Here is a 12,484-nt window from a genome sequence, read left to right as displayed (position 1 = left end):
GCTGGGATGACGCCTTCCGTGATCGTGTCCTTGTTGTAGAAGGTGGCCCGGAAGCTGTTGACTGTTCCATCGGTGCTCCTCCGTTGCGAGACGGTGAAGGACGCGGAACTGCTGGTGCTGCGGCACGAGAACGCGGTCCTGCGCGGTCAGTTGGTCGGGCCGGTCCGCTATGAGCCCGCCGGCCGGTTCTGGTTCGCAGCGTTGTCCGGGCTGATACCCCGGCGCCACTGGAGTGAGATCTTCCCTGTCAGCCCCGGCACCCTGCTTGCCTGGCATCGCAGGTTCCTCGCCGCGAAGTGGGACTACACCGCGCGCCGGCGTATCGGACGCCCACCCACCCCGGCGGCGCTCAAGACACTCGTTATGCGGCTGGCCCGGGAGAATCCGAGGTGGGGACACCGACGGATCCAGGGGGAGCTGGCTCGACTCGGGCACCGGATCGCCGCCTCGACGGTCTGGGAGATCCTTCACGCGGCCGGCATCGACCCTTCTCCACGTCGCTCAGGTTCCACCTGGCGCGAGTTCCTGGCCGCGCAAGCCGAGGGCATCATCGCGGCAGACTTCTTCCATATCGACACTGCCCTCGGCAGGCGGTTGTACGCGCTGGTGTTCCTCGAGCATGGCACCCGGCGGCTGCACATCACCGGGGTCACCGCCCGCCCGACACACGACTGGCGGTGCAGCAGGCGCGGAATCTCATGGCTGACCTGGGCATACGCATCGACTCTCTGCGCTTCTTGCTGCGCGACCGCGATGGCAAGTACGGCAATGTGTTCGATGCCGTCTTTGAGGCCGAGGAGATGGAGATCGTCAAAAGTGCGCCGCAGGCTCCTCGCATCAACGCGCACTGCGAACGCATCATCGGCAGCATCCGACGCGAAGCCCTCGACCACGTCTTGATCATGAACGAGGCCCACGCCCGCCATGTCCGCGCGGCCTATGCGCAGCACTACAACGAGCACCGACCCCACCCATCCCGCAATCAGCTACCACCCGACGCCCATCAAGAACCCGCCGCGGTGCACGCCCTCAGCACCAGCAAAGTCCTGTACAGATATGCGGCATGACGTGCAGCGATGACTTTTCGAGCGGCACAGGATGAGTTTCCGAACGGCACAGGGTGTTTACGGGCGCAGGGCGGAAGCTGTTGTGCCGGGAGTGAGTCCCAGGGCTGCCTTGGCCTGTCGAGTGCGTTCGTCAGCGAGGACTTCCGTCCGGCCCCCTTCGACGGCGGCGAAAGTCTGCTCGGCGATAGCTTCCGGCGTGTTCTTGGGACCGGTGACATGGGCGGCCATGTCCGTGTCGATGTAGCCGCAGTGCACGCCGACAACGAGGACGCCGGTGTCGTGGAGTTCACCGCGGATCCCGTTGGTCAGGGCCCAAGCAGCGGCCTTGGAAGCACTGTAAGAGCCCATCGCGGCGTTGGTGAGCCAGCTCGCGATGGACAGCACGTTGACGATGGCACCGGGCGAGTTGTTCATGAGTGGCGGGGCGAAGGCACGGCACATGGCGAGCGTGCCGAAGTAGTTGACCTCCATCTCCGCGCGGGCGGCGTCCGGGGCGGGCGCGGCCAGCAGGGGGCTGTCGGTCAGGACGCCGGCGTTGTTGACCAGCAAGGTCACGTCGGAGCACCTATCGGCTGCCGCGGCCACCTGGGCGGGATCGGTGATGTCGAGGGGAACCGGGATCACGCCGGGCTCGAGGACTGACCGCGGGTCGCGGGCCCCGCCATAGACGCGCTGCGCGCCGCGTTGCAGGAGCAGCCGGGCCATCACCTGTCCGAGCCCCCGGTTCGCGCCGGTCACCAGCGCCGTTGCCCCCTGGATCTGCATGGTTTCCCCGTCTCGCCCAGCCGATTGGCCGACAGATTCCCGATCATGTAGTGGACCACTTGAGATGAACAGCGGTCTCGTGGAACCCCAGAGCGCGATAGAAGTCGGCCGCTCTGCGGGTCGGCACGGTCACCTCGGCGTCCTTCGCCTCCCGGGCCTTTGCCTGTACGGCCCGGATCAGCGCGGAACCCGTACCGCGGCCCCGCATGGGCTCGGCCACGGTGAGTTCGAGCAGTTCGAGGATCGTACCGCCCGCGAACAGGGTGGGCACGCGCACCGCGAGCAGGTACCCGACCACGTACGAGTCCTGCTCGGCGACCAGGAACTCGGCGCTGCCATCCGAGGCGGCCTCGATGATCCGGGGGAACGTGGCGTCGTCGAAGACCACCCGGTCGGGCCGGTAACTCGTCACGAACCCGCTCAGCAGACGGTAGACGTCATCGGCGTCCGAGGGCGTGGCCTCGCGGACAGTCGTCATGCCGGCCCGTCCGCCCGCAGGTCGGCGATCGACGCCGTAGCGGCCCCTGGGACGGCTGCCGTGAGCTCTGCTGCCTCGATCTCGACGCTGCTGTCGGGCCGACCGCTGCCGCAGTGCACACGTCCGCGGCCGCTGACCGTCCCGTCGAACACCACCACCGCAGCACGGTCCGCGGACACGGGACACACACCGCCCGGCCGCATCCCCGCCCGCGCCAGCAGCCCGGCATCGGCGGGAGGCAGGTCGCCCCGACGGACCCCGGCCGTGCGGGCGAGGGCGCCGTACCGCAGCCGTGCACGGCCGGGCAACGCCGCCGGCAGGAGACGGTCCTCGGGGATGACGAATGCCAAGGTCTTGACGGTGCGCTCCAGCGGAACGCCCAACGCGGCGCAGACCTCCACCGGGCTGGTCACGTCAGGGTGCGCGTGCAGCCGGAAGGACACACCGAGCGAAGCGAGGATCTCCGGTGGACCAATGGGCGCGAGAGCGTTCACCTCGCCGAGATTACCTTGCACAGTACGGAAGTTGATCGCCGTTTGGGGAGTAAAAGTCGGCCACGCCGCTCGACCGGGACCTACCCGCTGTTGAGATCGCAACCAAGTGAGGGGAACGAGCGGGTACGGCCGATTTCACGGCTCTGGCCGCAGTTCGGTGAAGGCGTGGGTCGGCGACGGGAAGACGCCGTCCGTCTCTCGATGTCCGTACTGTCGTGATCAATGTGGGCCGACGGCCGGGCAGACGACGTGCCACTTCGGCAGCGCGGTCGAGCGGTGAGACCGATTCGACGGCAGCCTGCCACAGCACAAAGATCATTCACGGAATCGCGGTCAGAGCCGAATTCAAGGAGCGCCAACAAGGTGGGCTCTGAGCGTGTCAATCCGGGGTCGACCGTCGCCTGTCCGCGTCAGGACGCGGCTGCCGGGGAGCGTGGCCCGAATGATGACTGTGGGGACCTCGGGCCCTTGACCGACCGACTCATCTCTCGTCTCCGCCAGCACCCACTGTCGGCGTCGGCTGGATTTTCACCCGACGCCGGGACCCACACCATCCCTCCTGGTGGGTCCGATGTCCTGTCAACGGCCATCTGTAATCTCCGGTGGCGGCCAGATCCTTCCCCGCCGTTCTGAGGTCTCGTTCATCTCAGAGGCATCACCCCCTTCCCTGTGGTGGCCTAGGTGAGCCGGAAGGATTCACCCTGAGTGACCACGACGTGGGCATGGTGGAGAAGCCGGTCGACGGTCGCGGTGGCCAGGGTCTTCGGCATGATCTCGTCGAAGCCTGACGGGTGGAGGTTGCTCGAGACGGCCACGGCCCGGCGTTTGTAGGCGGCATCGACCAGGCGGTAGAAGCCCTCGGCGGCGTCCGGTGAGACGGGCAGGAGTCCGATGTCGTCCAGGATGATCAGGTCGGTGCGGATCAACCGGGTCATTGCTCGGACCAGCGAGTCGTCGGTGCGATGACGGCGGGCCAGAGCCCCGAGGTCCTCGATGGTGAACCAGGGGGCGGGTCAGGCTGGCTTCGACCGCGGTCTGCCCCAGTGCCTCTGTGAAGTGCGACTTCCCAGTGCCACCGGGCACCGGCAAGGCACACGTGGCAACCGGGCTTGCCGTCCGGGCCTGCCAGGCCGGCCACCGGATCGCGTTCGCCACCGCCGCCCAGTGGGTCGACCGCCTGGCCACCGCCCACCACAGCAACCGGCTCCAGCCTGAACTGGTCAAACTCGGCCGCTACCCGCTGATCGTGATCGACGAGGTGGGATACATCCCCTTCGAGGCCGAGGCCGCGAACCTGTTCTTCCAGCTGATCTCGAACAGATACGAAAGGGCCAGTGTGATCGTGACCTCGAACAAACCGTTCGGGCGCTGGGGAGAGGTCTTCGGCGACGAGACCGTGGCAGCAGCGATGATCGACCGCCTCGTCCATCACGCCGAGGCCCACTCCCTCAAAGAGGCCCACTCCCTCAAAGGCGAGTCCTACCGCATGCGGGGCCGCGAACTCGGCCGCGTCCCCACCGCCACCGACAAAGACTGAACAAGACCACCGACGACGCGAAAGGGTCCAAACTCAACCGTCCAAAGTAGGTCACGGTTCAGCCGCCGCCGACAGCGATTGCCGTCCTCCTCGAGCCGGGCGGCCATCGGCTTGACCGACTCGCGCTTGCCCTCTCACGGTGTGCACCCGACACCACACTGCGATCGACATCGTGCTGCACAACATCCCTGAGGGGTGGGGTGGACGGAGAGGGCGGACAGGTTGGGACGCGAGCAGGCCGGTGGCGCCGATGTCCGTGCGCGTGACGTCGCCGCCGCGCTCGGACGGGACACCGACGCGGGCAGCATCAACGCCGTGCGCGGCATGCGACCGGCTTGTCGCGACCTCGTGCATCCGGCGAGCTGGGCGCGGTCTGTACCGCGCCAATCCGTCCTGATCACGTACGCGAGCACGCGGGTGTCACAACACACGGTTCTGACCTGTCACTAAGGGGGAACCGAGAGAAAACAGAGGACACCGTGCGTGAGATCCTGATCGTCGGCGGCGGTTACGCCGGCTTTTACACAGCGTGGGGCCTTGAGAAGAAGCTGCGCCGCGGGGAGGTGCGGGTCACCGTGGTCGACCCGCGCCCGTACATGACGTACCAGCCGTTTCTGCCCGAGGTCGTGGCGGGGTCGGTGGAGGCCCGGCACGCCGCCGTGTCACTGCGACGGCACCTGCGCCGTACGCGGGTGATCGCGGGAACGGTGACGGAGATCCGCAACGGCAGCCGGAGCGTCACCGTCCGGCCGGAGCGCGGGCCGGACTATCAGCTGCACTACGACATGCTCGTGGTCACAGCGGGGGCCGTCACCCGCAGCTTCCCGATACCGGGACTCAGTGAGCAGGCGTTCGGCCTCAAGCACGTCGAAGAGGCCGTCGCCATCCGTGACCGGCTGCTGACCTCCTTCGACCGGGCAGCCGCACTGCCACGCGGGTCCGAGCGCCGGAAACTTCTCACGGTCACCTTCGTTGGCGGCGGATTCTCCGGTGTGGAGGGCTTCGGTGAGCTGCTGTCCCTCGCGGCCGCGTTGCTGAAGCACTACCCGGAACTCGACGCCAAAGAGCTCGACTTCCGCCTGATCGAGGCGCGTGGCCGAATCCTTCCCGAGGTCACCGACGAGCCCGGTGCGTGGGTGGTCCGGTCCTTGGAGCGGCGAGGAGCGAAGGTGCACCTGAACACCCAGCTCGTCTCGGCCGAGGACGGCCACGTCGTGCTCTCCGATGGGCAGGAGTACGAGTCGGGCCTGATTGTTTGGGCTGCCGGCAACGCGTCGAACCCCATTGTCCACAACCACACCGACCTTCCGGTCGATGAGCGTGGTCTGCTCGTCGTGCGGGCCGACCTGCGCGTGGGCACGGACACGGAGGCGGTGCCGGATGTGTGGGCCGCGGGTGACGATGCTGCCGTGCCGGACCTCGCGGCGGGACGGCCGGGAGCACATACCGTGCCCAACGCCCAGCACGCCGTACGGCAGGGCAAACGGCTGGCGAAGAACATCGTGGCGACGTTGCACGGGCGGAAGGCCAAGAACTACGTCCACCACGACCTGGGCGTAGTGGCCACGCTGGGTATGGGGCGGGGCGTCTTCCAGTACCGGCGCCTCGTCATCAAGGGCTTGCCGGCCTGGTTGATGCACCGCGGCTACCACGTGCTCGCCGTGCCGACGTGGGAACGGAAGATCCGTGTCCTCGCCGTCTGGCTCACCGCCGCCCTCTACGGGCGGGACATCGTCTCGCTGGCCTCGGTGCAGCGCCCCCGGGAAGCCTTCGTATCCCGGGGCAACCCCCGTGACAGTGACGAGCCTGCCGAGGAGCCGAGGTGATGGCCCGGGCCTGAATGCTGTGTGTCGGCCCGGACCGGCGGCGTAGGAGGCCTACCGAGGCCCGGGCCGACGCGGCCGTACCTGCGAGAGCACCTTCCGGTGCCGGCTACTCCACAAAGTAGGAGTCGTGCTTCGCGAAGAACTTGGCGCGTCCTCGTCGGTGGCGTCGGCGAGCCGACGATCGGCGCAGTGTTGGGCGGCCGGAAACCCCATGCGTATGTGACACGTCCGTCAAACGCCGCTCCGGTCCGGCGCCGCCTCCGCGGAGAGCGCGTGAGAGGCCGGGCCGTGCAGCATCTCCGCAGTCGCGCACAGCAGCATCCTCAGCGCCAGACAGCCGACCAGCCGCGGAACCGGCGGCAGCAGCACCGCCGTGGAGGCCGCCACGCACCAGGCGGCCCACAGCCCGCCGCCCCATGCCACCGCGCCGCCCCTGGAAGTGCGGCGCCGGGGCGCCCGTGCGGAATCAATGCGGGCGGCGCGCAGGCTACCGCCCGCATTGACCGAATAGCCGGGGAGCTGTGACAGCCGCGGACCGGGGCCACGGTTCGTCCCGGCTCAGCGAGGTTGGAAAGACCCTCCGGCGGATCTCTCCAGGACGTGGAGAACTTCCAGGACGACGTCCGTGGCACCGAGGTTCCGGCTGATGTGTACGTGGTCGGCACCGGGCAGTTCCTCGAGGGACCGGCCCTGGGGGTACACACCGTCGGACGTGCGGGTGGCATGGAAGTGGCTTGAGGTCCCCTGCTTGACGTACGCGTACAGGGTGCTTCGCGGAATGGTGACTATGCACACCTTTCCCATCTCATGGCGAGGTGTGGTGATGGCCAGGTCGGGCACACGCGAATCAGCGTCCGCTCAACAGAGTCACGCGGTGCGTTCTCCGACGATGAGCGATCGGAGCACGCGCAGTCACCAGGTCATCACAGCAAGGCCTTAAGGAGCGTGTTCTCCCCCTGACTACTGTGTCGGTCGCTGACGGTGCGTGAGTGCTTGATAGCAATCCGTACTCCGCGAGGCCCTGCCGTTCCGGTGTTCGTCGATCCGCGCGCTTCTCTGCCCTCGCCCTGTCACAGGAGAGGGGCGACCCTGGTCTATGGAGGAAGAAGCAATTTTGGAGCAGCAATGACCTTCACCGACCACAGCCCCCACAGCAACACCACGAGCGCCCTTGACAAGGCTGTTTCTGTCTTCGTGCAGCTCCGGCCGCGCCTTTTCGGTATCGCCTACCGCGTGCTCGGCAGCGCGGTCGAAGCTGAGGACGTGGTCCAGGAGGTGTGGCTGCGTTGGCAGAAGACCGACCGCTGCGCGGTGGTCAGCCCGGCGGCCTTTCTGTCGAGTGCGACGACCCGGTTCGCCATCAACGTCGCCCAGTCGGCTCGTGTGCGCCGGGAAACCTACATCGGGCCGTGGTTGCCCGAGCCCGTTGACACGAGCTCGGACCCGGAGGTGGGCGCGGAGCGGGCGGAGGCCCTGGAGCTGGCTCTGCTGTTGGTGCTGGAGAAGCTGAGCCCCACGGAGCGCGCGGCGTATGTACTGCGTGAGGCGTTTGATTACAGCTATCCCGAGATTGCCGACATGCTTCATCTCAGCGTCGTCAACGTGCGGAAAATCGTGAGCCGCGCTCGTAAGCATCTGGCTGCGGAACAGGGGGAGAGCGTGGACGCGGCAGAACACCGACGTCTCCTGGAAGCCTTCGTCGGCGCAGCTCAGAAGGGCGACATCGCCTCGCTGGAAGCCCTCCTCACCCCGGATGCCGTCAGTTTGTCCGACGGCAACGGTATGCGGGGCGTTGCGCGCGTACCCGTTCTGGGCTGTGCGCGCGTGGCGAACCTGGCGACTGCCTATCCGGGGTTCTGGCGTGGCTTGGATCTCCGATCTGTCCATGCCAACGGGCGTTCGGGAGTGATGATCTACCGCGAGGGCGAGCCCAAGACGTTTCTGACGGTGGCCGCCTCGCGGGAGGGCATCTACAAGGTGATGTGGCTGTTCAACCCGAGCAAGATCGCCGCATTCCTTGATTCACACTCTCGCTCCACATCCCCACTCGGCTCCCCGTCGTGAGCCCACGCCCCGCCGTCACTATGCCTGTGACGGCTTTGGGCGTGGGCTGGGGGGCTGGTTCCAGGAGCGGAGTTTGTCGGAGTTTGTCGGGGTTGAGTACGACCCAGACCTGTGCCACGCGGTGGTCGGCGATCGAGGCTGATGACCGCGGCCACCTGGCCGTCGTAGCGCGCCACCAGCCCCGTCCGGCCGTTGACGGACTGGGCGGTCAGTGTGGTGAGCTGGCGCCGGACCAGCAGTGTCAGCAGGCTGTGTGCCACCTGTTCGCTGCCGTGTACGGGTTGTGCCGGCGCACGGACCTTGCCACCGCCGTCGAAGAACGCCGTGGCATCGGGCCACAGCAAGGACGCCGGCAGCCCGGCGTCCTCGGCCGCACAGGCCTGCCGGACAGCGCGGGCGACCGTGTCATGCTGCCCCGGCGTCGTGGGGCGCGACCGCCGTGCCCGAAGACGGCGACGCGCACGATCGGCGAGCTCGACACACTCCGGCCCCGTGCGTCCGACGATGTCGGCAACCGTGTCGGGTGTCATCCCGAACACATCATTGAGTACGAACGCCGCATGCTCCGCCGGAGACAGTGAATCCAGGGCATTCACCAGAACCCCACTGATCTCCTGCTCCAGCTCCACACTCGCCCGTGCGCCATTGGCGTCTCCAGCATGCGGACCGCCCCCCTCGCCCTGGTCGACGTCCTCGTCACGGTCGGGCAGGGCCAGGCGGCCCAGGCAGATTTCACCGGCGGTCTCCGCGAGCCAGGAACGGGGCACCGTGATCTGCGCACGTGCCGAGTCCGACAGCCCGTACCACCGACGGCAGGCCTCATCAATGACACTCTCCGCCGCACCGCGGCTGCCCAACATCCAGTAAGCGACATCCAGAAGATATCGACGCTCATCAAGCAGATCCGCGATCGGCAGTGCGTCACCGGCATGGTCCATACGGCATCCCCTCTCGCCTCAATCCATCAGACAGGGCAGGCATGGATCTTGTGACACGACACAGGCGGTACCCATCCGTCGCCATGTCACATCTGCGCTGACTATCCGGTCTGACCTAGTAGCCCACGAGTCGAGGAGATTATCCATGCGTTGGCGTGAAAGGGCAGCTTGCCGGGGCGCGGACCCCGACTTGTTCTTCCCCATAGGGAACAGTGGCCCAACCCTGGGGCAGATTGACGAGGCGAAGGGCGTATGCGACCAATGCCCCGTCGTGGAGCAGTGCCTGAACTGGGCCATACGAATGGGGTGGGTCGAAGGCATCTGGGGCGGTACGACAGAGGGCGAACGCCGCGCGATGCGGCGATGCGAGGCCCGCCAGTCCAAGGACGCGGTCACCGTGGTGGCGTGACGGTTTCGACACCGCACCGGGGATGAATCGGGTTGAGTGATTTACGAATGGTGGTAGAAGCATGGCCAACGGGGCCCAGGCAACCGAATCGCAGCGAGGGCGCCGAGGGGAAAAGGCCGCCGAATGGGTCCGCGGGCGGCTGGGTGTCCCCAGTCTCACCAGGGCCGGTATGCGAAAGGCGTTCCCGGACCACTGGTCCTTCATGCTGGGGGAGATCTGCCTCTACAGTTTCCTCATCGTCATCGCCACGGGCGTCTATCTGAGCCTGTACTTCCACCCGACGATGAACCAGGTGGAATACCATGGCAGCTACATGCCGCTGCGGGGTCAGATGGTGTCGGAGGCGTTTGAATCAACCATGCACATCTCCTTCGATGTGCGCGGCGGCCTGCTGATCCGGCAGGCCCACCACTGGGCGGCACTGATATTCGTCGCCGGGATATTCGTGCATATGATGCGCGTATTCTTCACGGGCGCGTTTCGCAGGCCACGCGAGCTCAACTGGGTGTTCGGCTTTCTGCTGCTGGTCCTGGGGATGTTCGCCGGTTTGACGGGATACGACCTCCCGGGCGACCTGCTGTCCGGGACCGGACTGGTGGTCGTGAACGGAACGCTCCTTTCCGTGCCGATTATCGGCACTTATCTGTCGATGTTCCTATTCGGGGGTGAGTTCCCCGGGAACGATCTGGTGGCGCGCTTCAACACCATTCACGTTCTGGTCATCCCCGGCCTCATGGTGGGGCTGATCGTCGTCCATCTGATCCTGGTGTTCCGCCACAAGCACACCCAGTATCCGGGGCCGGGTCGCACCGACGGAAAAGTCATCGGAATGCCGCTCCGGATGCACGCGGTAAAATCGGTAGGGTATTTCTTCCTGATCATCGGGGTAATCTTCATCATCGCTTCGGTCGCACAGATCAACCCCGTCTGGGAATACGGCCCCTACCGCCCCGATCAGGTTTCGGCGGGATCACAGCCGGACTGGTACATGGGCGTGACCGACGGGCTGATACGAGTCATGCCCGGGTGGGAGATCAGGCTCTGGGGCCATACCCTGGCCCTTGGCAATCTGATCCCGCTGCTGGCGGGTGCCGGCCTGTTTCTCGTCATGGGCGCGTACCCGTTCATCGAGGCCTGGGTCACCGATGACGACCGTGAACACCATCGCCTCGACAGACCACGCAACCGGCCAGTGCGCACGGGACTCGGCGCAGCATGGATCAGTGCCTATTTGGTGGCGTTGATCGGCGCGGGGAACGACATCGTCGCGACCAAGCTTCATCTCTCGGTTAATTCCGTCACATGGGCAGTTCGCATCGGCCTCTTCCTCGTGCCCATCGTCGTCTATTCGGTGACGAAGCGGTGGGCCCTCGGCCTCCAGTGCCGCGACCGCGACAAGGTATTGCACGGACGTGAGACCGGCATCATCAAGCGTTTGCCGCACGGCGAGTTCGTCGAAGTACACGAGCCACTGAGCCAGGAGCGTCTGCACATGCTGACGGCGCATGAGCAGTACCAGCCGATCGAGCCCGGCGCCATGGGCGGCCAGGGAAGCCGGGAGAGCAGGACCAGCCGGACTCGGCGGCTGCGAGCCAGGGTCAGCCGGGGCTTCTACGGGGAGGGAACGCAGATTCCCAAGCCCACCGTCCAGGAGTACAGGGAGATCGCCGACGGGCACCGACGGTGATCCGATCGCCCTGGTCGCGATGGGCGGGCCGTGAAAGGTGTCTTTATTACCGTATGGTGTTGGTTTTCGCAGGCAGCTCGCACGTGGGGTTCCTGACTGCCGGGGTGCGCCCGCGTCAAGGCAGGGTAAGCCCCCTGTCGTCCGCCGGCAGATGGGGCACTCCCAGGGCGTGAGCGCTGTATCCGGCTCTGTGGCGCCGTAGCGGGACAGTTTCGCAGAGGCCCTGCGGTGAGAAAAAGTGTGCCAAGCGGGTGGGGGCCGCGGTGATGGTGCATCGACCAGGTGTGGTGATCGGGGGCCGGGGTGTGCGTCACGGGGCATGGTGTCGCCGAAGCGGACGACGTGTCCGTGTCGATGCCTGGGTGGCTACTGCTCCAGCTGTAGTTCGTGGTGATCCGTGGGGCAAAGTGAGGGCATGACTGCGTACGAGACGATGCCGTTCCACCTTGAGACCGAGCGGCTGATGCTGCGGCCGTGGGCCGAGTCCGACGCTGCCGAGTTCTGCGCCCTCCTCTCCGAACGCGGCAAGGGAACCCCCACGGTTGAGCACATCCGGACGTCCATCGCGGAGCTGCTCACCGCGACGGCGACTACGGGGATCGCCCTGTTGCCCATCCAGCGTCGTGACGAAGGCGACTTCATCGGCTACTGCGGGCTGATCATCGGCCGCTCCACCATAGAGGAGCCTGAAATCGCGTATGAGCTGTTCCAGCGCGCGCATGGGCGTGGCTACGCCACCGAGGCGGCCGGCGCGGTGCTCGATGCCGCTATCGCGACCGGGCGGAAACGGCTCTGGTCGACCGTCGGCACGTGGAACACACCGTCGCTCCGTGTCCTTGAGAAGCTCGGGTTCGAGCGGGACCACGTTTCCACGGAAGACAACGGTGAAGTGGTCTGGCTGACACGCTCGTTGCCGTGACGAGAGAGCACGCTCGCGGGGCTTCATGTTCACATGCTCGAGCGCGCTCCGGCAGAGCGCGGGGCGTGCCGCGATCGGTCAGTACTCCAGGTGTAGATCGTGATCTTCATGTCTGCGCTGCGGCTTGTCGACGGTAATGGCTGACCTGTGGTCGTGCCTGATGGCGGCGTCGGCAGTCGGACCAGCCGATCCGGTGAGCGAGGTCGTTCAGTGGCCGGACGGCGATGGTGAGGAACCCTGAAAATGGCTCTGACCGCGATTCCGTGAATGATCTTTGTGCTGTGGCAGGCTGCCGTCGAA

Annotated in this window: 11 protein-coding genes and 2 pseudogenes; 7 read left to right on the top strand and 6 right to left on the bottom strand. The window is 66.4% G+C overall.

Annotated elements, in window-relative coordinates; genetic code table 11:
- The first annotated feature begins 42 nt into the window (after positions 1-42).
- Positions 43-1,067, top strand: a pseudogene (locus ABTY62_RS32985) (integrase core domain-containing protein).
- A gap of 57 nt (positions 1,068-1,124) precedes the next feature.
- Here the strand turns inward: ABTY62_RS32985 and ABTY62_RS32980 are convergent.
- The 4 genes and pseudogenes from ABTY62_RS32980 to ABTY62_RS32965 all read right to left on the bottom strand — a co-directional run.
- Positions 1,125-1,832 (bottom strand): SDR family oxidoreductase, encoded by a 708-nt coding sequence (locus ABTY62_RS32980; RefSeq protein ID WP_352133076.1) that lies wholly within the window; start codon positions 1,830-1,832, stop codon positions 1,125-1,127.
- Between the two features lie 43 nt (positions 1,833-1,875).
- A complete protein-coding gene (locus ABTY62_RS32975; protein ID WP_352133075.1) occupies positions 1,876-2,310 on the bottom strand; it encodes a GNAT family N-acetyltransferase in 435 nt (144 codons plus the stop codon).
- Entirely contained in the window at positions 2,307-2,804 is a 498-nt protein-coding gene (locus ABTY62_RS32970) for an aminoacyl-tRNA deacylase (protein ID WP_352133074.1), read from the bottom strand. The genes ABTY62_RS32975 and ABTY62_RS32970 overlap by 4 nt, the downstream gene beginning before the upstream one ends.
- 677 nt (positions 2,805-3,481) lie before the next feature.
- Positions 3,482-3,884: pseudogene (locus tag ABTY62_RS32965) on the bottom strand (ATP-binding protein); the annotation flags it as partial.
- A 16-nt stretch (positions 3,885-3,900) separates the two neighbouring features.
- Between ABTY62_RS32965 and ABTY62_RS32960 the strand changes: the two are divergent.
- Together ABTY62_RS32960 and ABTY62_RS32955 are read left to right on the top strand one after the other, a co-directional pair.
- On the top strand, positions 3,901-4,341 hold the full coding sequence (locus ABTY62_RS32960) for an ATP-binding protein (RefSeq protein ID WP_352133073.1): 441 nt from the start codon (positions 3,901-3,903) through the stop codon (positions 4,339-4,341).
- A 479-nt stretch (positions 4,342-4,820) separates the two neighbouring features.
- The gene (locus tag ABTY62_RS32955) at positions 4,821-6,167 is read left to right on the top strand and encodes an NAD(P)/FAD-dependent oxidoreductase (RefSeq protein ID WP_352133072.1); all 1,347 of its coding nucleotides are present in this window, start codon (positions 4,821-4,823) and stop codon (positions 6,165-6,167) included.
- 231 nt (positions 6,168-6,398) lie between these two features.
- Here ABTY62_RS32955 and ABTY62_RS32950 read toward each other — a convergent pair whose 3' ends face one another.
- Positions 6,399-6,590, bottom strand: coding sequence for a hypothetical protein (locus tag ABTY62_RS32950; RefSeq protein WP_352133071.1), 192 nt, complete (start codon positions 6,588-6,590; stop codon positions 6,399-6,401).
- 702 nt (positions 6,591-7,292) lie between these two features.
- Between ABTY62_RS32950 and ABTY62_RS32945 the strand changes: the two genes are divergently transcribed.
- A complete protein-coding gene (locus tag ABTY62_RS32945; RefSeq protein ID WP_352133070.1) occupies positions 7,293-8,231 on the top strand; it encodes a sigma-70 family RNA polymerase sigma factor in 939 nt (312 codons plus the stop codon).
- On the opposite strand, the gene ABTY62_RS32940 is transcribed toward ABTY62_RS32945, so the two are convergent.
- Positions 8,138-9,169, bottom strand: coding sequence for a sigma-70 family RNA polymerase sigma factor family protein (locus ABTY62_RS32940; RefSeq protein ID WP_352133069.1), 1,032 nt, complete (start codon positions 9,167-9,169; stop codon positions 8,138-8,140). The two genes, ABTY62_RS32945 and ABTY62_RS32940, sit on opposite strands and share 94 nt — an antisense overlap.
- A gap of 145 nt (positions 9,170-9,314) precedes the next feature.
- On the opposite strand from ABTY62_RS32940, the gene ABTY62_RS32935 reads away from it, so the two are divergent.
- From ABTY62_RS32935 to ABTY62_RS32925, 3 genes are all read left to right on the top strand, one after another.
- Positions 9,315-9,578 (top strand): WhiB family transcriptional regulator, encoded by a 264-nt coding sequence (locus ABTY62_RS32935; RefSeq protein WP_352133068.1) that lies wholly within the window; start codon positions 9,315-9,317, stop codon positions 9,576-9,578.
- Positions 9,579-9,639: 61 nt separating this feature from the next.
- Complete coding sequence (gene qcrB, locus ABTY62_RS32930) at positions 9,640-11,265, top strand: cytochrome bc1 complex cytochrome b subunit (RefSeq protein WP_352133067.1); 1,626 nt, start codon at positions 9,640-9,642, stop codon at positions 11,263-11,265.
- 415 nt (positions 11,266-11,680) lie between these two features.
- On the top strand, positions 11,681-12,184 hold the full coding sequence (locus tag ABTY62_RS32925; RefSeq protein WP_352133066.1) for a GNAT family N-acetyltransferase: 504 nt from the start codon (positions 11,681-11,683) through the stop codon (positions 12,182-12,184).
- Positions 12,185-12,484: the final 300 nt, after the last annotated feature.

This window comes from Streptomyces sp. NPDC097640 (assembly GCF_040302705.1).
Taxonomy (GTDB): Bacteria; Actinomycetota; Actinomycetes; order Streptomycetales; family Streptomycetaceae; genus Streptomyces.
This window is presented reverse-complemented; position numbering and strand designations above follow the sequence as displayed.

Excerpts from the sequence above, each read along its gene's own strand:
- qcrB (WP_352133067.1), top strand. The coding sequence starts at position 9,640 with ATGGCCAACGGGGCCCAGGCAACCGAATCGCAGCGAGGGCGCCGAGGG.
- ABTY62_RS32935 (WP_352133068.1), top strand. The coding sequence starts at position 9,315 with ATGCGTTGGCGTGAAAGGGCAGCTTGCCGGGGCGCGGACCCCGACTTG.
- ABTY62_RS32940 (WP_352133069.1), bottom strand. The coding sequence starts at position 9,169 with ATGGACCATGCCGGTGACGCACTGCCGATCGCGGATCTGCTTGATGAG.
- ABTY62_RS32945 (WP_352133070.1), top strand. The coding sequence starts at position 7,293 with ATGACCTTCACCGACCACAGCCCCCACAGCAACACCACGAGCGCCCTT.
- ABTY62_RS32975 (WP_352133075.1), bottom strand. The coding sequence starts at position 2,310 with ATGACGACTGTCCGCGAGGCCACGCCCTCGGACGCCGATGACGTCTAC.
- ABTY62_RS32980 (WP_352133076.1), bottom strand. The coding sequence starts at position 1,832 with ATGCAGATCCAGGGGGCAACGGCGCTGGTGACCGGCGCGAACCGGGGG.
- ABTY62_RS32925 (WP_352133066.1), top strand. The coding sequence starts at position 11,681 with ATGACTGCGTACGAGACGATGCCGTTCCACCTTGAGACCGAGCGGCTG.